Source organism: Streptomyces xanthochromogenes (genome assembly GCF_014650455.1).
Taxonomy (GTDB): Bacteria; Actinomycetota; Actinomycetes; order Streptomycetales; family Streptomycetaceae; genus Streptomyces; species Streptomyces xanthochromogenes.
The window spans coordinates 57,425-80,907 of record NZ_BMUZ01000010.1; the positions used below are offsets into that span (position 1 = coordinate 57,425).

General features: G+C 72.3%; 22 protein-coding genes and 1 tRNA gene. 8 read left to right on the forward strand and 15 right to left on the reverse strand.

What is annotated here, in order from left to right; genetic code table 11:
• Positions 1-26: 26 nt before the first annotated feature.
• From IE267_RS25035 to pdhA, 3 genes are read right to left on the reverse strand one after another with little or no spacing between them, the layout of a single operon-like run.
• The gene (locus IE267_RS25035) at positions 27-1,340 is read right to left on the reverse strand and encodes a dihydrolipoamide acetyltransferase family protein (protein ID WP_189764798.1); all 1,314 of its coding nucleotides are present in this window, start codon (positions 1,338-1,340) and stop codon (positions 27-29) included.
• A complete protein-coding gene (locus tag IE267_RS25040) occupies positions 1,340-2,347 on the reverse strand; it encodes an alpha-ketoacid dehydrogenase subunit beta (protein WP_167158511.1) in 1,008 nt (335 codons plus the stop codon). The genes IE267_RS25035 and IE267_RS25040 overlap by 1 nt, the downstream gene beginning before the upstream one ends.
• A complete protein-coding gene (gene pdhA / locus IE267_RS25045; RefSeq protein WP_167158509.1) occupies positions 2,347-3,471 on the reverse strand; it encodes a pyruvate dehydrogenase (acetyl-transferring) E1 component subunit alpha in 1,125 nt (374 codons plus the stop codon). The genes IE267_RS25040 and pdhA overlap by 1 nt, the downstream gene beginning before the upstream one ends.
• A gap of 179 nt (positions 3,472-3,650) precedes the next feature.
• Here pdhA and IE267_RS25050 point away from each other — a divergent pair, with 179 nt between their 5' ends.
• Positions 3,651-4,139, forward strand: a complete 489-nt coding sequence (locus IE267_RS25050) for an Lrp/AsnC family transcriptional regulator (protein ID WP_161252975.1) — start codon at positions 3,651-3,653, stop codon at positions 4,137-4,139.
• Between the two features lie 81 nt (positions 4,140-4,220).
• On the opposite strand, the gene IE267_RS25055 is transcribed toward IE267_RS25050, so the two are convergent.
• The 3 genes from IE267_RS25055 to IE267_RS25065 are packed head-to-tail and all read right to left on the reverse strand — an operon-like array spanning position 4,221 to position 7,208.
• A complete protein-coding gene (locus tag IE267_RS25055) occupies positions 4,221-5,024 on the reverse strand; it encodes an alpha/beta hydrolase family protein (protein ID WP_189764799.1) in 804 nt (267 codons plus the stop codon).
• Positions 5,025-5,073: 49 nt separating this feature from the next.
• On the reverse strand, positions 5,074-5,667 hold the full coding sequence (locus IE267_RS25060; RefSeq protein WP_161252981.1) for a TetR/AcrR family transcriptional regulator: 594 nt from the start codon (positions 5,665-5,667) through the stop codon (positions 5,074-5,076).
• The gene (locus tag IE267_RS25065) at positions 5,664-7,208 is read right to left on the reverse strand and encodes a 3-hydroxyacyl-CoA dehydrogenase (protein ID WP_189764800.1); all 1,545 of its coding nucleotides are present in this window, start codon (positions 7,206-7,208) and stop codon (positions 5,664-5,666) included. Before IE267_RS25065 ends, IE267_RS25060 begins: the two co-directional genes overlap by 4 nt.
• A gap of 197 nt (positions 7,209-7,405) precedes the next feature.
• On the opposite strand from IE267_RS25065, the gene paaN reads away from it, so the two are divergent.
• On the forward strand, positions 7,406-9,070 hold the full coding sequence (paaN, locus tag IE267_RS25070; protein WP_189764801.1) for a phenylacetic acid degradation protein PaaN: 1,665 nt from the start codon (positions 7,406-7,408) through the stop codon (positions 9,068-9,070).
• A gap of 27 nt (positions 9,071-9,097) precedes the next feature.
• Here paaN and IE267_RS25075 read toward each other — a convergent pair whose 3' ends face one another.
• From IE267_RS25075 to IE267_RS25085, 3 genes are read right to left on the reverse strand one after another with little or no spacing between them, the layout of a single operon-like run.
• Positions 9,098-9,784 (reverse strand): TrmH family RNA methyltransferase, encoded by a 687-nt coding sequence (locus IE267_RS25075; protein WP_167158501.1) that lies wholly within the window; start codon positions 9,782-9,784, stop codon positions 9,098-9,100.
• The gene (locus tag IE267_RS25080) at positions 9,781-11,064 is read right to left on the reverse strand and encodes an HTTM domain-containing protein (RefSeq protein WP_189764802.1); all 1,284 of its coding nucleotides are present in this window, start codon (positions 11,062-11,064) and stop codon (positions 9,781-9,783) included. Before IE267_RS25080 ends, IE267_RS25075 begins: the two co-directional genes overlap by 4 nt.
• Positions 11,061-12,290, reverse strand: coding sequence for a DUF5819 family protein (locus IE267_RS25085; protein WP_308428841.1), 1,230 nt, complete (start codon positions 12,288-12,290; stop codon positions 11,061-11,063). The genes IE267_RS25080 and IE267_RS25085 overlap by 4 nt, the downstream gene beginning before the upstream one ends.
• 135 nt (positions 12,291-12,425) lie before the next feature.
• Between IE267_RS25085 and paaA the strand changes: the two genes are divergently transcribed.
• The 6 genes from paaA (at position 12,426) to IE267_RS25115 (ending at position 17,578) form a co-directional block, all read left to right on the forward strand.
• The gene (gene paaA, locus IE267_RS25090) at positions 12,426-13,493 is read left to right on the forward strand and encodes a 1,2-phenylacetyl-CoA epoxidase subunit PaaA (protein ID WP_229861405.1); all 1,068 of its coding nucleotides are present in this window, start codon (positions 12,426-12,428) and stop codon (positions 13,491-13,493) included.
• The gene (paaB, locus tag IE267_RS25095; protein WP_120722474.1) at positions 13,490-13,777 is read left to right on the forward strand and encodes a 1,2-phenylacetyl-CoA epoxidase subunit PaaB; all 288 of its coding nucleotides are present in this window, start codon (positions 13,490-13,492) and stop codon (positions 13,775-13,777) included. The genes paaA and paaB overlap by 4 nt, the downstream gene beginning before the upstream one ends.
• Positions 13,774-14,493, forward strand: coding sequence for a 1,2-phenylacetyl-CoA epoxidase subunit PaaC (gene paaC, locus IE267_RS25100; RefSeq protein ID WP_167158497.1), 720 nt, complete (start codon positions 13,774-13,776; stop codon positions 14,491-14,493). Before paaB ends, paaC begins: the two co-directional genes overlap by 4 nt.
• A complete protein-coding gene (gene paaD / locus IE267_RS25105) occupies positions 14,487-14,990 on the forward strand; it encodes a 1,2-phenylacetyl-CoA epoxidase subunit PaaD (protein WP_229861406.1) in 504 nt (167 codons plus the stop codon). Before paaC ends, paaD begins: the two co-directional genes overlap by 7 nt.
• Positions 14,991-16,043, forward strand: coding sequence for a 2Fe-2S iron-sulfur cluster-binding protein (locus IE267_RS25110; protein WP_189764803.1), 1,053 nt, complete (start codon positions 14,991-14,993; stop codon positions 16,041-16,043).
• Positions 16,044-16,435: 392 nt separating this feature from the next.
• Entirely contained in the window at positions 16,436-17,578 is a 1,143-nt protein-coding gene (locus IE267_RS25115) for an acyl-CoA dehydrogenase family protein (protein ID WP_189764804.1), read from the forward strand.
• Between the two features lie 25 nt (positions 17,579-17,603).
• On the opposite strand, the gene IE267_RS25120 is transcribed toward IE267_RS25115, so the two are convergent.
• The 6 genes from IE267_RS25120 to IE267_RS25145 form a co-directional block, all read right to left on the reverse strand.
• On the reverse strand, positions 17,604-17,948 hold the full coding sequence (locus tag IE267_RS25120) for a rhodanese-like domain-containing protein (protein WP_161253007.1): 345 nt from the start codon (positions 17,946-17,948) through the stop codon (positions 17,604-17,606).
• A gap of 44 nt (positions 17,949-17,992) precedes the next feature.
• Positions 17,993-18,868, reverse strand: coding sequence for a hypothetical protein (locus tag IE267_RS25125; RefSeq protein WP_373304592.1), 876 nt, complete (start codon positions 18,866-18,868; stop codon positions 17,993-17,995).
• Between the two features lie 116 nt (positions 18,869-18,984).
• Positions 18,985-20,451: a DUF2252 domain-containing protein gene (locus IE267_RS25130; protein WP_189764805.1), complete on the reverse strand. Its 1,467-nt coding sequence runs from the start codon at positions 20,449-20,451 to the stop codon at positions 18,985-18,987.
• 329 nt (positions 20,452-20,780) lie between these two features.
• Complete coding sequence (locus IE267_RS25135; protein ID WP_189764806.1) at positions 20,781-21,446, reverse strand: response regulator transcription factor; 666 nt, start codon at positions 21,444-21,446, stop codon at positions 20,781-20,783.
• Positions 21,447-21,509: 63 nt separating this feature from the next.
• Positions 21,510-23,204 (reverse strand): sensor histidine kinase, encoded by a 1,695-nt coding sequence (locus IE267_RS25140; RefSeq protein WP_229861407.1) that lies wholly within the window; start codon positions 23,202-23,204, stop codon positions 21,510-21,512.
• 183 nt (positions 23,205-23,387) lie between these two features.
• Positions 23,388-23,470: transfer RNA gene (locus tag IE267_RS25145), tRNA-Leu, on the reverse strand.
• Positions 23,471-23,483 lie beyond the last annotated feature (13 nt).

Below are 23,483 nucleotides of genomic sequence, written 5' to 3' on the forward strand. Positions count from 1 at the left end.
ACGTCCCGAGTTCGCGGGGACGTTCGTCACAGCGTGCGCAGCAGGACGGCCGGGTGCTCCACGCAGTCCGCGACGTACCTCAGGAAGCCGCCCGCGGTGCCGCCGTCGCACACCCGGTGGTCGAAGGTGAGCGAGAGCTGGACCACCTGCCGCACGGCCAGCTCGCCCTCGTACACCCAGGGCTTGGGGATGATGCGCCCCACGCCCAGCATCGCCGCCTCGGGGTGGTTGATGATCGGCGTGGAGCCGTCGACGCCGAACACCCCGTAGTTGTTGAGGGTGAAGGTGCCTCCGGTCAGCTCGGCCGGGGTCAGCGAGCCGGTACGGGCCGCCTCGGTGAGCCGGGCGAGCTCGGCGCCGAGCGAGTCGACGTTGCGGCGGTGGGCGTCGCGGACGACCGGGACGACCAGGCCGCGTTCGGTCTGCGCCGCGAAGCCCAGGTGGACCTCGGGCAGTCGCACGATCTCGCGGGCCGCCGTGTCCACCGTCGAGTTGAGCTCGGGATGACGGGCGAGGGCCGCGGTGCAGATCCGGGCGAGCAGCGCGAGGACGGACACCTTGGGGCCGCCCGCGCCGTTCATCGCGGCACGGGCCGCCATCAGCTCCGTGGCGTCCGCGTCCACCCAGCAGGTGGCGTCGGGGATTTCGGTGCGGCTGCGGCTGAGCTTGTCGGCGACCGCGCCCCGGATGCCCTTCAGCGGGACGCGCTCACCGGCCGGAGCCGCGGCGGGTGCGACGGGTCGGGATGCGGGCGCGTCGACGGATGCGGATGCGGAGGGCGCGGGAGCCCGGCCCGGAGCCTGCACGGCGGATTCGACGTCGGCCCGCAGGATCAGCCCCTCGGGCCCGGTGCCCCGCAACTCCCGCAGGTCGAGCCCGTGTTCGCGGGCCAGCCTGCGCACCAGTGGCGAAATGACCGGCACCGGTCCTGCGGGCCGCACCGCGACCGGGGCCGCCTGGGGCGTGGCCACCGGGGCGGCCGGGCGTACCCGCGAGCGGCGTCGGGTGGTGGCAGCGGCGGTCCCGTAACCGACCAGGACGTTGCCCGAGTACTCGGAGGATTCGGCGTCCTCGGCCTCGGCACGCTCCTGCGGCGGGCCGACGGCGACCGTCAACAGGGGTGCACCGACGGGCAGTTCACTGCCCTCGTCGCCGAACCGCGCGGTGACGACGCCACCATAGGGGCAGGGCACCTCGACCATCGCCTTGGCCGTCTCCACCTCGACGACCGGCTGGTCCACGGCCACGACCTCGCCGACCTCGACGAGCCAGCGCACGATCTCCGCCTCGGTGAGTCCCTCGCCGAGGTCGGGCAGCTTGAACTCCAGGACCTTCGGCATCAGCGCTCCGTCTCCCACTGCAGCCGCGCCACGGCGTCCAACACCCGGTCCACGCCCGGAAGATGGTGCTTCTCCAGCATCGGCGGCGGATAGGGGATGTCGAAGCCGGCGACCCGCAGCACCGGCGCCTCCAGATGGTGGAAGCAGCGCTCGGTGACCCGGGCGGCTATCTCTCCGCCGGGCCCGCCGAACCCGGCCGACTCGTGGACGACCACGGCTCGTCCGGTGCGGCGCACCGAGGCGCACACCGTCTCGTCGTCGAACGGCACCAGGGAGCGCAGATCGACGACTTCGAGGTCCCAGCCCTCCTCGCGGGCCGCCTCGGCCGCCTCCATGCACACCGGCACGGACGGGCCGTAGGTGAGGAGCGTGGCACTGCTCCCAGCCCGCCGCACGACGGCCTTGCCGATCGGCTCGACCGGCGCGGGGTCCTCGGGCGACCAGTCGGACTTCGACCAGTACAGCCGCTTGGGCTCCAGGAAGACGACCGGGTCGTCGCAGGCGATGGCCTCCCTGAGCAGGCCGTACGCGTCCTCCACGGTGGCCGGCGTGACGACCTTCAGGCCGGGCGTGGCCATGTAGTAGGCCTCGCTGGAGTCGCTGTGGTGCTCGACTCCGCCGATGCCGCCGCCGTAGGGCACGCGCACCACGATGGGCATCGCCATGGCGCCGCGGGTGCGGTTGCGCATCTTGGCGACGTGGCTGATGAGCTGCTCGAACGCCGGATAGGCGAAGGCGTCGAACTGCATCTCGACGACCGGCCGCAGCCCGTACATCGCCATGCCGACGGCCGTGCCCAGGATGCCGGCCTCGGCGAGCGGGGTGTCGGTGCAGCGGTCCTCGCCGAACTCCTTGGCGAGCCCGTCCGTGACCCGGAAGACACCGCCCAGGGTGCCGACGTCCTCTCCGAGGACGTGGACGGTCGGGTCCTCGGCCATGGCGTCGCGCATCGCGCGTTGCAGGGCCTGCGCCATGGTGGCGGGCTTCTTGTCGGTGGCGGTGGACATCACCGGGCCTCGGCTTCCAGCTCGGCACGCAACTGGTCCGCCTGCTCGCGCAGTTGGCCGCTCTGTGCGGTGTAGACCTCGGCGAACAGGTCCATGGGGTTCAGGGTCGGCTCGGCGTTCATCTGCTCGCGCAGGGCCGCGGCCATGGTCTCGGCGGCCTCGGCGGCGGCGCGTATGCCGTCCTCGTCGATCAGGCCGCGGGCGGTCAGCTCGCCCTCCAGGAGGCGGATCGGGTCGTGCTCGCGCCAGGCGTCGACCTCGGCGGAGCCCCGGTAGCGCGTCGCGTCGTCGGCGTTGGTGTGCGCCTCCATGCGGTACGTGACGGCCTCGACGAGGGTGGGGCCGCCGCCGCGCCGGGCCCGGCCGACGGCCTCGGACAGCACCTGGTGCACGGCCGGTGCGTCGTTGCCGTCCACCAGGCGGCCCGGCATTCCGTAGCCGACGGCCTTGTGGGCGAGGGAGGGGGCCGCGGTCTGCTTGGCGAGCGGCACGGAGATCGCGAAGCCGTTGTTCTGGACCAGGAAGACCACCGGGGCCTGCCAGACGGCCGCGAAGTTCAGCGCCTCGTGGAAGTCGCCCTCGCTGGTGCCGCCGTCGCCCACCAGGGCGAGCGCCACCACGTCGTCGCCCTTGAGGCGTGCCGCGTGGGCCAGACCCACGGCGTGCGGAAGCTGGGTGGCGAGCGGGGTGCACAGCGGCGCTATGCGGTGCTCACGCGGGTCGTAGCCGGTGTGCCAGTCGCCGCGCAGCAGCGTCAGGGCCTGCACGGGGTCGAGGCCGCGGGCGACGGCGGCCAGGGTGTCGCGGTAGCTCGGGAACAGCCAGTCGCGCTCCTCCAGGGCCAGCGCGGCGGCGACCTCGCAGGCCTCCTGGCCGGTCGACGAGGGGTATACGGCGAGGCGTCCCTGCTTGGTGAGGGCGGTCGCCTGCGCGTTGAAGCGGCGGCCGCGGACCAGCTCGGCGTACAGCTTCAGCATCAGCGCGCGGTCGAGCTCGGCTCCGGTGCCGAGGACCCGGAAAGGCTCGGGGTCCGGGAGGAGCGGCGTGGGGTCGGTGCGGGGCCTCCAGGCGGGGGGAGGGGTCGGCCGGTATGCGGCGGCACCGGGGAGCTCTTGGACCGTCATGCCAATGCACCTCCTTGTCGGAGCGGACATCCAGGGCGAGGCGCGACTGTGACGCCCCTCACCTACCGATTGTTCGGTCGTGGACGCATTTTGGCTACAGGCACCTCCAGCCTGTGGACAAACGGTTCTCCACAGCCTGGGATGGGAACAGGTCGTCCACAACAGGAAGGCGGGGGGACATGGCAGCTGAACAAATGGCCACCGGCGAGAACCGGCCGGTGCCGCCCCGGCCGCTGGACCAGATCGACCACGACATCCTGCGCATCCTGCAGACGGACGGCCGGGCCTCGATACGCTCCGTGGCCGAGCGGGTGCACGTCTCGCGGGCCAACGCCTACGCCCGCATCAACCGGCTCGTCGAGGACAGCGTGATCCAGGGGTTCACGGCCCGCGTCGACCACGAGCGGGCGGGCCAGGGCGCGGCCGCGTACATCACGCTCAAGATCGTGCAGAACTCCTGGCGGACCGTGCGCGAACAGCTCAAGGAGCTGCCGGGGGCCGCCCACATCGCCCTGGTGAGCGGGGACTTCGATGTGCTGCTCCTGGTCCACACCCCGGACAACAGGGCGCTGCGCGAGCTGGTCCTGACCCGGATCCAGTCCATCCCCGAAGTGCTGTCGACCCGCACGCTGCTGGTGTTCGAGGAGACCGACCTGGACCCGGCGTAGGGCCTGCCCGGCTCAGTAGTACGGCTCACGTGCGGTGCTTCACGTGCGGTGCTTCACGTGCAGTACTTCGCGCGCGGTGCTTCACGTGCAGTACTTCCTCAGGAAGGCGACGACGGTGTCCCAGTTGGCCGGGGTGGCCAGGAGGGCCACTCCGTGCGCGGCCGAGCCCTTGACCTGGACGAGCCGGTTCTCCGGTGCCTTCGCGCTGGCGGCGCTCAGCTCACGGGCCGCGGCGGTGAAGCCGCCGTCCTGGTCGCCCGCCATGTAGAGGACCGGCACACCGAGGCCCGTGACGGCGTCGAGCGCGTCCGTGGAGCCGTACTTCTCCGGGGCGGACAGGGCGACCACCGCGTCCGGCTTCAGCGTCATGCGGGCGGCCGCCCGCAGCGTGGCGGTGCCACCCTTGGACGCGCCCATGAGGAGCAGTTTCCAGGCGCCCTCGGCGCGCAGGGTGGCCGCCGCGCCCTCGATCTCGGCGGCCTCGTCGACGGTCGTGCTGTTGACGGCGAGGACCCGGAAGCCGGTCCTGCCGAGTTCGACGGCCTTGTCCTTCCACTGGCAGACGTTTCCGTCCGACTGGTGGGCGAGCACGATCCCGGTATTGCCGCTGCCGGTCAGGAAGCCGCCCACCGGCGCCCCGGTCGCGCTCTTGAAGACGATGGAGCCGGCCGCGGCCTGCGCGGGCGTCAGACAGCCGAAGTCGTCGCCCTTGGCCGGCGCGTCGGGAGACGCCTCGGCCTTCTTGACGGCGGCCCGCGTGTCCTGGGACCGGGGCCCCGCGTCGTCCTTGCCGCCCCCGCCGCCGCACCCGGCGAGCGTCAGGCCCACGAGCAGCACCGTGACGCAGCCGGACACGAGGGACGCAGGAGTTCGCAAGGCAGCCATGACCGTGGATGTTGATCCGCTTCGGTGCCTCAGTCAACGGCACCGGGACTCAATGGCCGGTCCGCAACCCCTCGAAGGCCATCCGCACGACGGTGTCGGCCACCTGGTCCCCGTCCGCCTCCCCCTCGCGCTGCGGCCGGTACCACTCGACCAGCGAGTTGACCATGCCGAAGAGCAGCCTGGTCGCCAGGCGAATGTCCAGGTCGGAGCGGAGGTCACCGTCCGCGACGGCCGCCTTGAGCAGATCGGCGACGCGCTGGTCGAACTCCCGGCGGCGCTCCATCGCCCAGCGCTCCGTCTTGGTGTTCCCGCGGACGCGCAACAGCAGGGTGACGTAGGGAAGTTCGGCCATCAGGACCTCGACCGTACGTCGGGTGACGTACTCGACCCGCTCGATCGACCGCCCGCGCACGGCGCCCGGCTCGTCCAGGACGCCGAAGAGCCCTTCGATGGCGCGACTCACGGCGCGGTGGAGGAGCTCCTCCTTGCCGGCCACGTGATGATAGATGGACGACTTGGAGATCCCGGCCGCCTTGGACAGGTGCTCCATCGAAGTGCCGTCGTAACCACGCTCGTTGAAGATCCGCACCGCGACCGTGAGCAGCGTCTCGGGCGTATAGGTGTCGCGCTTGGGGGTGGTCATGAACCCGTCTCCTCGTCGCCCGCGTACGCCTGCCGGTAGAGCGCGAGCGAGGGGGCGTAGCGGCCGGTGGGGCAGCGCTCGTGCAGGGCCGAGAGCAGGTCGTACGCCCAGTCCTGACCCAGGCGCCGGTTCCATTCGACGGGCCCCAGCGGGTAGTTGACACCGAGCCGCATCGCGGTGTCGATGTCCTCGGGCGATGCGACGCCCTTGGCGACGGCGTCGGCCGCGAAGTCGACGAGCATCGCGACGGTGCGGGCGACGATCATGCCCGGCACGTCCCCGATGACGCTGACCTCCTTGCCGAGCTTCTGGAACAGGCCGACGGCCTCGCTGACGGCCCGCTCGGAGGTGTCCTCGGCGGCGGAGAGCGCGATGCGGGTGGCGCCCCGGTAGTCGAGGGCCAGGTCGAAGTAGACGACGTCGGCGAACTCGACGGACGTCTTGCCGTCGGCGGGGACGAGCTGTCCATCCCCCGGAAGCTCGATGTAGGGACCGCCCTCGTTGACGGTCTTCACCGCGATGCCGGCCTCGCCCATCATCGCCACGAGATCGCGGGCCGGGCCGAGGTCACCGACCACGGTGACGGCCCCGGGCGCCTCGGCGGGCGGCGCGGTGTTCGGGGCGGGCCGCGCCGCCTCTTGGGAGGGCACGCCGGGCGCGCCGTAGGCGTACCAGCCGCGCCCGCTCTTGCGCCCGTGCAGCCCGGATTCGACGAGGCGGCGCTGGGCCAGGGACGGCGTGAACTTGGGGCTCTGGAAGAAGGACTCCCATACCGAGCGCGTCACCGCCTCGTTGACGTCCTGCCCGATGAGGTCGGTGAGCTCGAAGGGCCCCATGCGGAATCCGCCGCACTCGCGCAGCACCGCGTCGATGGTGGCCGGGTCGGCGCCGCGCTCCTCGTGGATCGCGAAGGCCTCCGCGTAGAAGGGCCGGGCGATGCGGTTGACGATGAAGCCGGGGGTGTCGGTGCAGCGAACCGGGGTCTTGCCCCAGGCCTTCGCCGTCTCGTACGCCCGGGTCGCCGCGGTCTCGTCGGTGGCGAAGCCGCTGACGACCTCGACCAGCGGGAGCAGCGGGGCCGGGTTGAAGAAGTGCAGGCCGACGAAGCGGCCCGGGTGCCGCAGCTTCCCGGCGATCGCGGTCACCGAGAGCGAGGAGGTGTTGGTGGCGAGCAGGCAGTCCGCGCCGACCACGTCCTCCAGGGCAGCGAACAGCTCCTGTTTGACCGGGAGTTGTTCGAGGACCGCCTCGACGACGAGCGCCGCGTCCGCCAGCTCGGCGAGCCCGGCGGCCGGATGCAGCCGGGCCAGGGCCGCGTCGCGCTCGGCGGCGTCCAGACGGCCCTTGTCCACCAGGCGGCCCAGGCGCCCGGCGAGCGCGTCGGCGGCCTCGCGCGCCCGGCCCGGCACGGCGTCGTAGAGCCGTACGGCGTGTCCGGCGACGAGGGCGACCTGGGCGATGCCCTGGCCCATGGTTCCGGTGCCGACGACGGCGACGGTACGGCTCGGCGCGATCGCTGCGGCGCTGGCGGTTTCGGTCATGAACGCGATCCTCCCCTACGGCTTGCCCACGGGCCCGGCGGGCCCCCTCCCGGACCGCGGGACAGGGGCCGCGGGGGGCTTGGTCGGTAGTTGTCCACAGGTTTCCCCGGGCCCTCTTGTCCCGACCGATCGTTCGGTTACTCTAACGGTGTCCGGCTCTCCCTGCCCAGCGCGAAGACTCGACGAGGAGTTGCTCCATGCAGCTGACCGAGAAGCACAGGCCCACCCTGGACGGGGCCCTGGAGGCAATCCGCACGCGTGCGTACTGGTCGCCGCACCCGGAGCACCCCAAGGCCTACGGGGAGACGGGCGCGGAGGACGGCAAGGCGGCCTTCGACGCCCTCCTGAACCGCCGGTTCGACCTGGACCAGCCGGGCACCGACGACTGGACGGGCGCCGAAGTCTCGCCCTACGGAATCGAGTTGGGCGTCCAGTACCCGCACCCCGACCTCGACGTCCTGCTGCCCGCGATGCGCGCCGGCATGGCCGCCTGGCGGGCCGCCGGGCCCGAGACGCGGGCGCTGGTCTGTATCGAGATCCTGGCCCGCATCGGCGCCCGGACGCACGAGTTCGCGCACGCGGTCATGCACACCAGCGGCCAGGCCTTCATGATGGCGTTCCAGGCGGGCGGGCCGCACGCCCAGGACCGCGGCCTGGAGGCCGTCGCGTACGCCTACCAGGAGCAGACGCGCACGCCGTCCGGCAGCGCCGCCTGGTCCAAGCCCCAGGGCAAGCGCGAGCCCCTGGAGCTCGCCAAGACGTTCACGGCGGCCGGGCGCGGCATCGCCCTGCTGATCGGCTGCAACACCTTCCCGACCTGGAACGGCTACCCGGGCCTGTTCGCCTCGCTGGCCACCGGCAACCCGGTCCTGGTCAAGCCGCACCCGCGCGCGGTGCTGCCGCTGGCGCTGACGGTGAAGGTGGCGCGCGAGGTCCTGGCCGAGGCGGGCTTCGATCCGAACCTGGTGGCGCTCGCGGCCGAGCGGCCCGGCGAGGGCATCGCCAAGACCCTCGCGGTGCGCCCCGAAATCAAGATCATCGACTACACGGGCTCCTCGGCGTTCGGCGACTGGCTGGAGGCCAACGCCCGCCAGGCGCAGGTCTACACGGAGAAGGCCGGCGTCAACACGGTGGTCATCGACTCCACCGACGACTACAAGGGCATGCTCGCCAACCTGTCCTTCTCGCTGTCCCTCTACAGCGGCCAGATGTGCACCACCCCGCAGAACCTGCTGATCCCCCGCGACGGCATCACCACCGACGCGGGAAAGAAGACCTTCGACGAGGTCGTCGGCGACCTCGCGGGCGCGGTCGGCGGCCTGCTGGGCGACGACGCCCGGGCCAACGCGCTGCTCGGCGCCCTGGTCAACCCGGACGTGAAGTCCCGTCTGGAGGCGGCCTCCGGCCTCGGTGAAGTCGCCCTGCCGTCGAGGGAGGTGGCGAACCCCGAGTTCCCGGACGCGGTGGTGCGCACCCCGGTCATCGTCAAGCTGGACGGCGCGAAGCCGGACGCCGAGGCCGTCTACCTCTCGGAGTGCTTCGGCCCGGTCTCCTTCGCCGTCGCCGTCGACTCCACGGCCGACGCGGTCGAGTTGCTGCGCCGCACGATCCGGGACAAGGGCGCCATGACGGTCGGCGCGTACACCACCTCCGAGGAGGTGGAGCGCGCGGTGGAGGACGTCTGCCTGGACGAGTCGGCCCAGCTGTCGCTGAACCTGACGGGCGGCGTGTACGTCAACCAGACGGCCGCCTTCTCCGACTTCCACGGCTCGGGCGGCAACCCGGCGGCCAACGCGGCCCTGTGCGACGGGGCGTTCGTGGCCAACCGGTTCCGGGTGGTGGAGGTCCGCAGGCAGGCCTGACCCGGTCCGGGGTGGAGCGGGGGCGCGTCAGCCGGGGACGACGGCGTGCCTCTGCACCCAGGCGTGCATCGCGATGGCGGCCGCGGCACCCGCATTGATGGAGCGCGTGGAGCCGAACTGGGCGATGGAGCAGACCAGTTGGGCGTGCTTACGGGCTTCCTCGGTGAGCCCGGGGCCCTCCTGGCCGAAGAGCAGCACACACCGGCGCGGCAGCTCGGTCCGCTCCAGCGGCACCGCGCCGGGCAGGTTGTCGATGCCGATGATCGGCACGCCCTCCGCGAGCGCCCACGCGGTGAGCGACTCGGTGTCCGGGTGGTGGCGTACGTGCTGGTAGCGGTCCGTGACCATGGCGCCGCGCCGGTTCCAACGGCGCCGCCCCACGATGTGGATCTCCTTGGCGAGGAACGCGTTCGCGGTCCGCACCACGGAGCCGATGTTGAAGTCGTGGCCCCAGTTCTCCACGGCCACGTGGAAGTCGTGCCGCCGGGTGTCGAGGTCGGCGACGATCGCCTCGCGCGTCCAGTACCGGTAGGTGTCGACCACATTGCGCCGGTCGCCGTGCGCGAGCAGCTCCGGGTCGTAGCGCTCGCCCTCGGGCCAGGGCCGCGGGTGCGGGCCCACCCCGACCTCGGCCGGGCCGAAGCCCTCGTCGTACTGGATGGGGTCGCCGGCCGGGGCGCCCTCGGCCGGGGCCGGCTGTTCGGTGCTGCTCACCCCACGAGCGTACGTGGCCGCTCGGGCTCCTCCGCCCGCTCCCGGCGCTGCTCGGGAAGGCGCGCGCCCGGCCGCAGCCGGCCCGCGTACGCGCCCACCCTGCGCAGGAAGGACGTCGGCAGGAACACGGCGTCGGCCGCGATCATCGCGAGCGAGAAGAACGGCAGGCCCAGCAGGACCGCGATCCCCGCGTGCTCCAGCATCATCGCCACGAGCAGCACGTTCTTGACCCGGCGGTTGAACAGCGTGAACGGGAACGCCACTTGGACCATGACCGTTCCATAGGTGAGCAGCATCACGATCACCCCGCTCGTGCCCAGGAGGGAGGAGAGCTCGGGCCACGGCGAGAAGTAGTCCAGCTTCAGCGGGTAGAACAGCGCGGTGCCGTCCTGCCAGCGGCTGCCCTGGATCTTGTACCAACCGGCCGTCGCGTAGACCAGGCAGACCTCCGCCATGATCACGACCATCGCCGCGTTGTGCACGAGGTTGGCGAGGACGTCGAGCAGTGCCCGCGCGTCGGCGTCCGCGTGGCGGACCACCGCCCACCACAGCCCCTGGACGCCCCACATGCCCCAGAACACGACCCACAGCCACCACTCGCCGCCGCCGAAGACACCGGACCCGGACGTGCGCCAGGTGGCGACGAGCAGCCCGAGGCCGCACACCGCCCACAGCACCGGGCCGACGCGGTCGCGGGCGACCCCGCGCGCGAGGCGCCGGGCGTCGAGGGACCAGACCTGCGCGCAGCGCGTGAAGACCAGATAGACGGCCATCAGGTGGATGACGTTGTCACCGCCGTCCCCCATGAAGACGGAGCGATTCTGCAGCGACAGCACACCGATCATGAAGACGACGGACATCGTGCGGGTGCGCCAGCCGACCAGCAGCAGCGCGCTCGACACGATGGCCAGCGCGTACACGAGCTCGAACCAGAAGGTGCTGTCGGTCCAGAGCAGCGCGGTGAAGGCGTGGTTGCCGGACACCAGACGGTTGCCGAGGCCGAAGCTCCAGGGCCCGTCCGGGCCGTACAGCTGGTGGCGGTTGGGCAGTTCGCGCAGCAGGAAGAACAGCCAGGTGGCGGAGAAGCCGATCCGGACGACGGCGCTCTGGTAGGGGCCGAGGGCGGCGGCCGACACCCTCCGCACGGCCCGCGCCGCCCGCGTCTCGCCACTGTCCGGGGCGGGGGCCGGGGCTGGAACGGGGGCGTACGGTGCGGCGGACGGGCCGGCGCCCGGAGCGGGGGCGGTCCCGGTCGGGCCGTCGTGGTCGTACGTACTCACCGCTTCGCCTCCGTACGTGCGTCACCGGCGCCCGAAGGCAGATCGGCCGGGGTCACCGTCCACCACGGCACCTCCCGGTAGGACGGCCGCGTGTCGCTCTTCTCGTCGCTCCACGAGGGGTTCTTGACCGAGGTGGTCATGGACCTGACCTGGACTCGGTCGACGGTGCCGCCGTCGCGGTGCGTGCCGAGCCGGAGCACCAGGATGCGGCGCAGATACTGCTCGGACAGCTCGCCGCGCAGGCCGTTGGCCTTGTTGTCGTCGGTGTGCGACCCCACGAAGAAGTCCCAGGCGCGGCGCAGTTCGTTCTGCTCGGTGTGGCTGGGCAGCGGGTTGTGCCGGATCGCGGCGCCGTCCTGTGCCGAGAAGTCGGTCCAGCCGGTGGTCCGGACGCTTCCGTCGGGCATCTTGATCTCGGCGCGCGCCTGGACGTCGATGTTCTGCTGGAGCGGATTGGGCGCGAAGAGCTTCCAGTTCTGCTCGAACTCGGGGTAGATCCAGTCGTCCACGGCCTTGCCGTACTGCTTGCTGATCGTGTTGGGCGGCGCCACGTGCAGGAAGACCATCCCTATCTGCACGCAGGCGACCACGCCGATGACCGCGAGCGCGAGGGCGGCCACCACTTGGAAGCGGAAGGGCAGGCCGGCGATCCCCCGCGAGGAAACGTCTCCGCCGGAGCCGGAGCCGGGGCCGGAGCCGGGGCCGGGGCCCTCGGGCCGGGCCGGGCGGCGTTCGCCGGGGCCGGTCTCGGTCGCGGGGTCGGCCGGGCCGGAGTCGGGGGTGGGGGCCGATCGGGCCGGGCCGGGGGTGGGGACGCCGTCGGTGGCCGCAGCCGACTGCGGTCCGGAGGTCGCACCCGCGTCCAGCCGCGGCCACGGCGCGCGGCCACGGCCCGGCTTCGTGGGCCCGACGGGGTCGGCGGGCTCGGCGGATTCGGCGGATTCGGCGGGGTCGGCGGGGTCGGCGGGCTCCGTGGCGGAATTCGGAGGCTGATCGGGCGCCACCCGCGTGGCGGAATGCGGGTCGGAGACCGTCGCCGAATCGAAAACGGCTTCCTCCGCCGGGCCGGAAGCGGGTTCCGTTCCGGTGTCCGCACCCCGTTCGGCCGAACCCCCGCCGCTGCCTCCCGCAGGGTCGGCGGCCTCGGCCGCAAGTGCCTTGACCTGCCCGGATTCCGCTCCGTCGGCCTTGCCGCCGGCTTCGGTCCCGTCCTTGTACGAATCCATCCCGCCCCGATCGGCACCCGCTGAGTTATCCACAGGGTTGACACCCTACGGGCCGTCGACTCACCATTGAAGTCATTGGACCGAACGATCGGTCGGTCGGCGGACAACCGCACAGCAGCTCGGCAGGGGGCCGGAATGACCGGAGTGACCGCGACAGCTACGGCAGCCGCAGGTACGGACGCGTCGTACCAGGCGGTGTTCGACGCGGCAGTCGCCGCGGACGAGCGGATCGAGCCACGCGACTGGATGCCCGAGGAGTACCGCTCCTCGCTGGTCCGCCAGATGGCACAGCACGCCCACTCCGAGATCATCGGCATGCAGCCGGAGGCGAACTGGATCACCCGCGCCCCGTCCCTGCGCCGCAAGGCGATCCTGATGGCCAAGGTCCAGGACGAGGCGGGCCACGGCCTCTACCTCTACAGCGCGGCCGAGACGCTCGGCACGGGCCGCGACGAGCTCCTCGACAAGCTGCACTCGGGCCGCCAGAAGTACTCGTCGATCTTCAACTACCCCACCCTGACCTGGGCCGACGTGGGCGCCATCGGCTGGCTGGTGGACGGCGCGGCGATCACCAACCAGGTCCCCCTGTGCCGCTGCTCCTACGGGCCGTACGCACGGGCGATGGTCCGCATCTGCAAGGAGGAGTCCTTCCACCAGCGGCAGGGGTACGAGCTGCTGCTCGCCCTGTCCAAGGGGACGCCGGAGCAGCACGCCATGGCGCAGGACGCGGTGGACCGCTGGTGGTGGCCCTCCCTGATGATGTTCGGCCCGCCCGACGACGAGTCGGCGCACTCGGCGCAGTCGATGACCTGGAAGATCAAGCGCCACTCCAACGACGAACTGCGCCAGCGCTTCGTGGACATAGCGGTCGGCCAGGCCGAGGGCCTCGGGCTCTCCCTGCCCGACCCCGACCTGCGCTGGAACGAGGAGCGCGGCCACCACGACTTCGGCGCGATCGACTGGACGGAGTTCTGGGAGGTCCTCAAGGGCAACGGCCCCTGCAACGAGCAGCGGCTCACCCAGCGGCGCCGGGCCCACGAGGAAGGCGCCTGGGTACGGGACGCGGCCGCCGCGTACGCCACGAAGCAGCAGACGCGGCGGGCGCGGGACGCGCACGAGGCCCAGCAGGCGCACCCCACGCAGGAGACCCATCACGCGCAGCCCGCCCGGCAGGCGCACGCGAACGGAGAGGCAACGGCATGAGCACGCACGACTGGCCGCTCTGGGAGGTGTTCGTGCGCTCGCGCCGCGGGCTGTCCCACACCCACGCGGGAAGCCTGCACGCGCCGGACGCCGAGATGGCCCTGCGCAACGCCCGCGACCTGTACACCCGCAGGTCGGAGGGCATCTCGATCTGGGTCGTGCCGTCGAGCGCGATCAGCGCGTCCTCGCCCGACGAGAAGGACTCCTTCTTCGACCCGGCCGCCGACAAGCCGTACCGCCACCCCACGTTCTACGAGATCCCGGAAGGGGTGAAGCACCTGTGACCGCCACCGTCCCGGCGCAGGCCGCCCTCGCCCTCGGCGACGACGCCCTGGTGCTGTCGCACCGGCTCGGTGAGTGGGCCGGTCACGCCCCCGTCCTCGAAGAGGAGGTCGCCCTGGCGAACATCGCCCTCGACCTGCTCGGCCAGGCCCGGCTGCTGCTCTCCCAGGTCGGCGACGAGGACGAGCTGGCCTACCTCCGCGAGGAGCGGGCCTTCCGCAACCTGCAGCTCGTCGAGCAGCCCAACGGCGACTTCGCCCACACCATCGCCCGCCAGCTGTACTTCTCGACGTACCAGGACCTGATGTACGGCGAACTCGCTTCGGGCGACGGCGAGTTCGCGCCCGTGGCGGCCAAGGCCGTCAAGGAGGTCGACTACCACCGCGACCACGCCGAGCAGTGGACGCTGCGGCTCGGTGACGGCACCGAGGAGAGCCACGGCCGGATGCAGCGTGCCTGCGAGGCGCTGTGGCGCTTCACCGGCGAGATGTTCCAGCCGGTGCCCGGTGTGGACCTCGACTGGGCCGGGCTGGAGGCGCGTTGGACGGCCTCGGTGACCTCGGTCCTGGGCCGGGCCACCCTGACCGTCCCGGAAGGCCCCCGCACCGGCGCATGGGCGGCGGGAGCCGGCCGGCAGGGGCTGCACACCGAGCCGTTCGGGCGGATGCTCGCCGAAATGCAGCACCTGCACCGCAGCCACCCGGGGGCGTCGTGGTGACCGCCACCGCCCCCACGCCCCTGGAGACCGAGCTGCGGCGCCTCGCCGGCTCCGTCCCCGACCCGGAGCTGCCGGTGCTGAGCCTCGAAGAGCTGGGCGTGCTGCGCGCCGTCCACGTCGAGGGCCCGGGCCGGGTGCGCGTCGAGCTCACCCCCACGTACACCGGCTGCCCCGCCGTCGAGGCGATGTCCTCGGACATCGAGCGCGTGCTGCACGACCACGGCATGGAGCACGTATCGGTCGTGCGGGTGCTGTCTCCCGCCTGGTCGACGGACGACATCAGCGCGGAGGGACGGCGCAAGCTCGCCGAGTTCGGCATAGCTCCGCCGCGTCCGCACAGCATCGACGGCCCGGTGGCGCTCACCCTGTCGGTCCGCTGCCCGCACTGCGGGTCCACCGACACGGAGCTGCTCAGCCGCTTCTCCTCGACCGCGTGCAAGGCGCTGCGCCGCTGCGTGTCGTGCCGTGAACCGTTCGACCACTTCAAGGAGTTGTAGATGTTCCATCCGCTCCGGGTCAGCGACGTCGAGCGGCTCACCGACGACGCGGTGGCCGTCACCTTCGCCGTCCCGCCCGAGCTCCGCGAGGCCTACCGGCACCTGCCCGGCCAGCATCTCGCCCTGCGCCGCAGCGTGCGGGGCGAGGAGATCCGCCGTACGTACTCGATCTGCGCGCCCGCCGTTGAGGCGCCGGGGGAGCCGGTGCTGCGGGTCGGCATCCGCCTGGTGGAGGGCGGCGCCTTCTCCACGTATGCCTTCAAGGAGCTGGTCGTCGGCGACACCGTCGACGTCATGGAGCCGATGGGCCGCTTCGTGCTGTCCCCGCGCGCCGGGCACTTCGCGGCGATCGTCGGCGGCAGCGGCATCACCCCGGTCCTGTCCATCGCGGCGACCCTGCTCGCCCGTGAACCGGAGGCGCGGTTCTGCCTGATACGCAGCGACCGCAGTGCCGCCTCGACGATGTTCCTGGAGGAGACGGCCGACCTGAAGGACCGCTACCCCGAGCGGTTCCAGCTGGTCACGGTGCTGTCCCGGGAGGACCAGCAGTCGGGCCTGCCCTCGGGCCGGCTCGACCGCGAACGGCTCGGCGCGCTGCTGCCCGCGCTGCTCCCCGTGGCGGACATCGACGGCTGGTTCCTGTGCGGGCCCTTCGGTCTGGTGCAGGGCGCCGAGCGGGCGCTGCGCGGGCTCGGCGTCGACCGGGGCCGCATCCACCAGGAGATCTTCCATGTGGACGCGGCGCCGGCACCCGCCGCCGCGGCCGCCGCGCCCTCGCACGCCACGCTCACCGCGACCCTGGACGGCCGCTCGGGCAACTGGCCGGTACGGGAGGGCGAGTCCCTCCTGGAGACGGTGCTGCGCGCCCGCGCCGACGCGCCGTACGCCTGCAAGGGGGGCGTGTGCGGGACGTGCCGGGCCTTCCTGGTGAAGGGCGAGGTACGGATGGAACGGAACTTCGCGCTGGAGCCCGAGGAGACCGAAGCGGGCTATGTCCTGGCCTGCCAGTCGCACCCCGCGACGGGGGAGGTGGAGCTGGACTTCGACCGGTGAGGGTGCGGCCGAGCCACGAAAGGCCGGCCCTGGGGGATGAGCCGCGCGGCCGGGACCGAGAGAGCCGGAGCCGTTGGCCGGAGGCGCCCGCGGTCAGGGAGCCGGGCCGCCGGCCGTAGGCGCCCGCGGTCAGGGAGCCGGGCCGCCGGCCGTAGGCGCCCGCGGTCAGGGGGCGGAGCCGTTGGCCGGAGGCGGCTGGGGTCAAGGAGCGGAGCCGCCGGCCGTAGGCGGCTGGGGTCACGGGGCGGGGCCGCCGTCGGGGCGTGCCCATTCCCATCCTGTAGAACCTGTTCTATCTTGACGAACCGTCAGATCCGGTCGGGCAGCGCCCAGTTCACTTCGCCGCGCTCCCGGTGTCCGGACGGAACCGGTGCGTGCGGGAGGACTAGGCCGTGGACTTCACCTTCACCGAGGAGCAGCAGGCTGCCGTAGAGGCGGCCAAGGCGGTCTTCTCCGGCGTCGCACCCGACGCGGTACCCAGCCCCGCGCTCACCGCGGGCGCCGTCGCCGAGGACTTCGACCGCCCGCTCTGGGCCAAGCTCGCCGCGTCCGACCTGTTGAGCCTGGTTCTGGATGCCGAGTACGGCGGAGCCGGTCTCGACCCGATCGCCCTGTGTTTGGTGCTGCGCGAATCGGCCAGGGTCCTCGCCCGGCTGCCGCTCCTGGAGACCAGCGCGGTCGCCCTGACCGTACAACGGTACGGACAGGCCGAGTTGGGCCGCGAGCTGCTGCCCGCCGTCGGCCGGGGCGAGCTCGCCCTGACCGTCGCCGCCAACGGCCGCACCGGCCACGACGGCGCCGAACTCGCCGTCACCGCCCGCCGGGACGGCGAGCACTGGCTGCTCGACGGCGCCCAGACCGGCGTGCCCTGGGCCCAGACCTGCGACCGCATCGCGGTACCCGCCCACACCATCGACGGCCACACCGTACTGGCGCTGGTCCCCCGCACCCACCAGGGCGTCGCCCTGGCCGAGCAGATATCCACCAGCGGCGAACGGTTCGCCGATCTGCACCTCGAAGCGGTACAGGTCGACGCGGGCGCGGTCCTCACCGCGGACGGCGCCTGGGAATGGCTGCGCAACCTGCTCGCGACGGGAACCTGCGCCCTGGCCCTGGGGCTCGGCGAAGCCGTGCTCGCCATGACCGGTCAATACACGGGAAAGCGCGAGCAGTTCGGGCATCCGGTGGCCACGTTCCAGGCCGTCGCCGTCCAGGCGGCCGACCGCTACATCGATCTGCGCGCCATGGAGGCGACGCTGTGGCAGGCGGCCTGGCGCATCAGCAGCGGCGCCCAAGGCGCGCTGCCCGTCACCGGTGATGTCGCGGTCGCCAAGATCTGGGCCTCCGAGGGGGTGCGCCGCGTCGTACAGACCGCCCAGCACCTGCACGGCGGGTTCGGCGCCGACACGGACTACGCACTGCACCGCTACCACGCCTGGGCCAAACAGCTGGAGCTCTCGCTCGGCCCGGCCGCGGCCCACGAGGAGGCCCTCGGCGACCTCCTCGCGGCCCACCCCCTCGGACAGCCCGCCTAGGCCACGTGGGCCGCGGCCGACGGGGTCAGACGACCGTGCCCGGCGCGCCCTGGTCGTCGACGACCTTGCGGCCCGCGGCCTCCCACACCTGCATGCCGCCGTCGACGTTCACGGCGTCGATGCCTTGCTGGACCAGATACTGGGTGACCTGGGCCGACCGGCCGCCGACCCGGCACATCACATAGGCCCGGCGCCCGTCCGCCACCGCTTCGGTCACCTCACCGAAGCGCGCCACGAAGTCGCTCATCGGCACGTGCAGCGCGCCCTCGGCGTGCCCCGCCGCCCACTCGTCGTCCTCACGGACGTCGAGCACCAGGGCGTCGGCCGGCACCTCGGCGACATCCACCGAGGGCAACTGGGCGAAATTCATGGGTCATGCCTTCTCTCGTACGAACCCGGCAGGTCCCCCGAACGCTACTGCACCAGCTTCGCGAGCTCAGCCTCCCGACCGGCCACCTCGGTCAGCAGCTGCTCGGCGATCTCCTCAAGGAGCCGGTCCGGGTCGTCGGGCGCCATCCGCAGCATCGACCCGATCGCGCTGTCCTCAAGCTCCCGGGCCAGCAGTGCGAGCAGCTCCTTGCGCCGGCTCAGCCACTCCAGCCGGGCGTACAGCTCCTCGCTCTCGCTGGGCCGCACCTCCTCCGGCGCCGGGCCGGCCTCCCACTCCTCGGCCAGCTCGCGCAGCAGCGCCTCGTCGCCCCGCCCGTAGGCGGCGTTGACCCGGGCGATGAACTCGTCCCGGCGCTCGCGTTCCTTCTCCTCCTGGGCCAGGTCCGGGTGCGCCTTGCGGGCCAGTTCCCGGTACAGCCGGCGCACCTCCTCGCTCGGCCGGACCCGCTTGGGCGGGCGTACCGGCTGATCGGTGAGCATCGAGGCAGCCTCGGGGGAGAGCCCGTCGGAGTCCATCCAGTCGTGGAAGAGCTCGTCGACTCCGGGCATAGGCATGACCGCCGCCCGTGCCTCCTGCGCCCGCCGCAGATCCTCCGGGTCACCGCTCTGTACGGCTCTGGCCTCGGCGATCTGCGCGTCCAGCTCATCGAGCCGGGCGTACATCGGGCCGAGCTTCTGGTGGTGCAGCCGGGAGAAGTTCTCCACCTCGACCCGGAAGGTCTCCACTGCGATCTCGAACTCGATCAGAGCCTGCTCGGCCGCCCGCACCGCCCGCTCAAGCCGCGCCTCGGCCCGCTCGCCCCCCGCATCCGGCGAGCCGGCCTGCGGTTCCTCATCGTTCCGGGCAGTCGTACCGCCAACACCTTCGTCCGTCACCGCTCCAGCGTACGGGCGGCGGATGAGGGCCGGAGCCCTCCCCCTCGCCCTCGGCTCTGCTGAGGCCTTCGAGGACCGTCAGCCGGCTCTGCCGCATCCCCCCAGGATGCGGGTACGGCACGACCCCAAGAGGTCGGCCCTCAGACCCCGAGCTCCGCCGCGACGCGGCCCTCGCGGATCGCGGCGGCCAGAGTCGCGTGGTCGGCCTCGGTGCGGTCGGCGTAGGTCACCGCAAAGGCGGCCACCGCCTCGTCCAGCTCTTCGTTCTTGCCGCAGTAGCCGGCTATGAGGCGCGGGTCGGCACTGTGCGCATGGGCACGGGCCAGGAGCGCGCCGGTCATGCGGCCGTAGTCGTCGAGCTGGCCGGGGGCGAGGGCGGCAGGGTCCACGCTGCCCTTGCGATTTCTGAACTGCCGGACTTGGTACGGCAGTTCGTTCAGCGTCGTCCAGCCGAGCAGGATGTCGCTGACCACCTGCATCCGCTTCTGGCCGAGCACCACGCGACGGCCCTCGTGGTCCGGCTCGGGCGTCTTGAAGCCGGCCTTCGCCAGGTGCGGCAGCAGCGCCGAGGGCCTGGCTTCCTTGACCTGGAGCACCAGCGGCTCGCCCCGGTGGTCGAGGAGCAGCACCACGTACGACCGCGTCCCGACGCTCCCGGTACCGACCACCCGGAAGGCCACGTCGTGGATCGCGTACCGGGCGAGGAGCGGCACCCGGTCATCGGACAGGGTGTGCAGATACTGCTCGAGCGATGCGGTGACCGCCGCCGCCTCGGCGTCGGTCACGCGGCGCAGCACCGGAAGCGCGTCGACGAACCGCCGGCTGCCGTCCTCCACCTGCTGCGTCGCCTTGGCGGCGAAGCGTGCGCTCGTGTTGTTGCGGGCCTTCCCGGAGACGCGCTCCAGCGTGCCGAGCAGATCGTGGGCGTCCGCATGGGAGACGAGTTCCTCGTCGGCTATCGCGTTCCAGGCGTCGAGGACCGGCAGTTTCGCCAGCAGGCGCATGGTGCGGCGATAGGCGCCCACCGCGTCGAACGCTGCTGCCCGACAGGTGTGTTCATCGGCGCCGGCCTCCCGCCCGGCCAGCACCAGCGACGCGGCGAGCCGTTTCACGTCCCACTCCCAGGGGCCGGTCACGGTCTCGTCGAAGTCGTTCAGGTCGATGACGAGGCTGCCGCGCGCGTCGCCGTACAGGCCGAAGTTGGCCGCGTGGGCGTCGCCGCAGATCTGTGCGCCGACGCCGGTGACTGGCGTCCCGACCAGGTCGTGCGCCATCAGTCCGGCGGAGCCGCGCAGGAACGCGAAGGGGCCGGCAGCCATGCGGCCCACGCGTATCGGGGTGAGCTCGGGCACCCGGCCCGCGTTGGACTCCTCCACCGCTCGGACCGCGTCCGGCCGGTCGGCGGAGAGCAACAGCGAATCGTGCGAGGAGCGCGGGAAGCGTTCCCGCAGCGCCTTGCCCTCGGCCTTCGGTGACCCCTGCTCCCGGCGATCTCCCGCCCCGGCCGCATGCCGGTGGTGGGCGAACCCGGGGACATGCGGGATGCGTACCCGGACCTCGTCCGCCCCGCTCCGCCGTGCCGGAATCGTCGCCTCGACCTCGCCCATGGCGCGCCGCCTCCCCCGTCTCGTACAACGCCCAGTGCCTGGGACGACGTCTCGCCCAACGCCGCCTCGGCGTCTCGCGGGACGTCCCTCGCCACGCCCTCGATCGACATCGAGAGCGACCAACATCAAGAACTCAACTGCCCCTGACGGTACAGGCGCTGGCCGGAGGCCGTCTCCCCCTGTGGATAACTCTCGCGGGCTCCTCGGGCCGACCGTTGTTTCACGTGAAACAACGCAACGCCCCGGACCGCCGGGAGGACGGGAGGACGGGAGGACGGGAGGACGGGAGGACGGGAGGACGGGAGGACGGGAGGACCAGGAGGACTGCCCTACAGCCCCGCGTCGCGTGCGAGCAGCGCCGCCTGGACCCGGTTCTCGCAGTCCAGCTTCGACAGAATCCGGCTGACGTACGTCTTCACCGTGGCCTCGCTCATGTGGATCCGCCTGCCCGCGTCCGCGTTCGAGAGCCCCTCGCCCAGCAGGGCCAGCACCTCCAGCTCGCGCTCGGACAGCACACCGACGCGGCGCCTCGCCTCCTCGGCACGGGCCGCCGCCCGGCCCGTGGCGAGCTGGTCCACCACGTGCCGGGTCGCCCCGGGCGAGAGGTAGGCGTCCCCGGCCGCGGCGGCCCGTACCGCCCGGATCAGTTCGGCAGGCGCGGTGTCCTTCAGGAGGAAACCCGCGCCCCCGTGTTCCAGGGCGCGCAGGACGTTCTCGCGCTCCCCGAACGTCGTGAGGATGATCACGCGTGCCGCCGGTACGGTCCGGCGCAGCTCGGCCAGGGCGCTCAGCCCGTCCATCTCGGGCATCTGGATGTCGAGCAGCACCACGTCCACGCCGTGGGAGCGGGCGAGTTCGACGGCTTCGCGGCCGTTGGTGGCCTCCGCGACGACCTCGATCGCCGCGTCCGAGGTGAGGATCATGCGAATCCCGGCCCGGATGAGGGGCTCGTCGTCGGCGATCACGACCCTGATGCGAGGTCCTGTCACACCCATCCCGTTCTGGTCCTGTCCGGTAGGCCGCCTCGCCCCGGGGCGAGGCGGGGCCCGGCGCCACCGCTAGCGCGCTACGTCGTACGACTTCTTCTCGATCAGCTTGCCGTCCTTGAAGCAGAACCGGAACACCGGCTCGGTGTTCACGTTGTCACCGGTCTCGGAGGACATCAGGACCAGGCACTGGGCGCCCTCCGGCTCGGCGGGCCCCTTTCCGGCGAGGCCGGAGACCAGCACGGTGTCACCGCTCGGCAGCTCCTTGCGGACCTCCGCCTCGGACGTGCCGACCTTGATCCTGTCGTACGCAGACGGATCGATCATGCCCTTGTCCGCCGATCCGATCAGGAAGAACAGGCCGACACCGACCGCGACCGCGAGCAGCACCACCGCCCCCACGGCGATCCCGCACCCCAGCGCGACGCCGCCGCCCCTGCTCCTGCCGCTCATGCCCAGCTCCTTCTCCGCGATGTTCCAGTCCACGACCGGACCACCGTCGCCCAGGGGCAGGGCGGGTGACTGCTGGCGGAAGTCGTCGGGGGCATCGACGAACGTCGCGGCCTCGGCCGTCCCGTAGGGCAGTACGCCCGCCACCCGGAAGCCGCCGTCGTCGGTGGGTCCGGTGTGCACCATGCCGCCGACGAGCCGGGCCCGCTCGTGCAGCCCGGTCAGGCCCTGTCCTCCGCTGACGACTTCGCCGGCCTGATCGGCGGCCGCGCGGTCGACGATGCCGTTGACGACCTCGACGACGAAGGAGTCCGGTTCGTAGCGCAGCTCCACCGTGATGGGGGCGCCCGGCGCGTGCTTGTAGGCGTTGGTCAGGGCCTCCTGGACGATCCTGTACGCGGCGTGGTCGGCGGCTGCCGCCAGCGGCCGCGGCTCGCCGCTGCCGCGCAGGGCCACGTCGTTCCCCGCGGCCCGTGCGGCCGTCACCAGGGCCTCGATGCCGGCCGTCCCGCGAGGGGCGGGCCGGGCGCCGTCCGGGCCGACGGGGGCTTCGACGCCGTCGCGCAGGATGCCGACGACCTCGCGCAATTCGTGCATGGCGGCGACCGAGGCCTGCCGCAGCACGCCCACGGCCTCGCGCTGGCGGCCGGTGAGTTCGGGGTCCACCTCCAGGGCGCCGGTGTGCACGGAGATGAGCGCGAGCTGGTGGCCGAGGCTGTCGTGCATGTCCTGGGCGATGCGCTGGCGCTCGCGGAGCCGGGCCTGTCCCGCGACCATGGCCCGCTCACGCAGGAGTTGGGCGTTGTGTTCCTGCATGGCGCGCAGCAGGGTGCGCCGCTGCGACCAGTACCGACTGGTGAGGCCGGGGACGACGGCGACCGCCAGGAAGAACAGGGTGCTGAAGACGGCGACGAGGAACAGCTGTGGGATGGGCCACAGCGTGATGAGTCCGAGTACCGCGTAGATGACGAAGGCTGCGCTGAAGGCGACGAGTGCCCGTCCGGCACCGATGATGCGGCGCCCCGCCGACCAGGCCGCGACCAGGAGGAGCGGGGTGGCCTCGGAGGCCGGCACGGACAGTGCGGCGGCGGCGAGCAGCACCCCGACGGGCAGCGAGCGGCGCAGCAGGGACAGGACGACGACGGCGATCGCCACGGCCGTGATGCGCAGGGGGTTCCCGCCGAACAGCCCGACCGCACCGGCCATGAGGGCCAGAGCGAGCGCGAGTGCGGCCTCGCCGGCGATCCTGCGCCGCGTCCAGGGCTCGGGCCCCTTCAGCAGACGCCATCCGGTCCGGGCCCTCGATGACACGTTCACGCCCGCACCCTAGGCAGCGCACCCCCGCGAAGACGGCTCTCTTTCGTCGCGCCCCGCCGCGACAAAAGTCGCCCGTCCCGGGGGCGCGACAAATGACACAGACGGCGAGGAGGGGGTAGGCGCACGGTGTGGACATACGACGGAAGCCCCGCAGATCCGGGGATCTGCGGGGCTTCCGACTTGTGCGCGAGGGGGGATTTGAACCCCCACGTCCCGAAGGACACTGGCACCTGAAGCCAGCGCGTCTGCCGTTCCGCCACTCGCGCAAGAGTGGTGTGC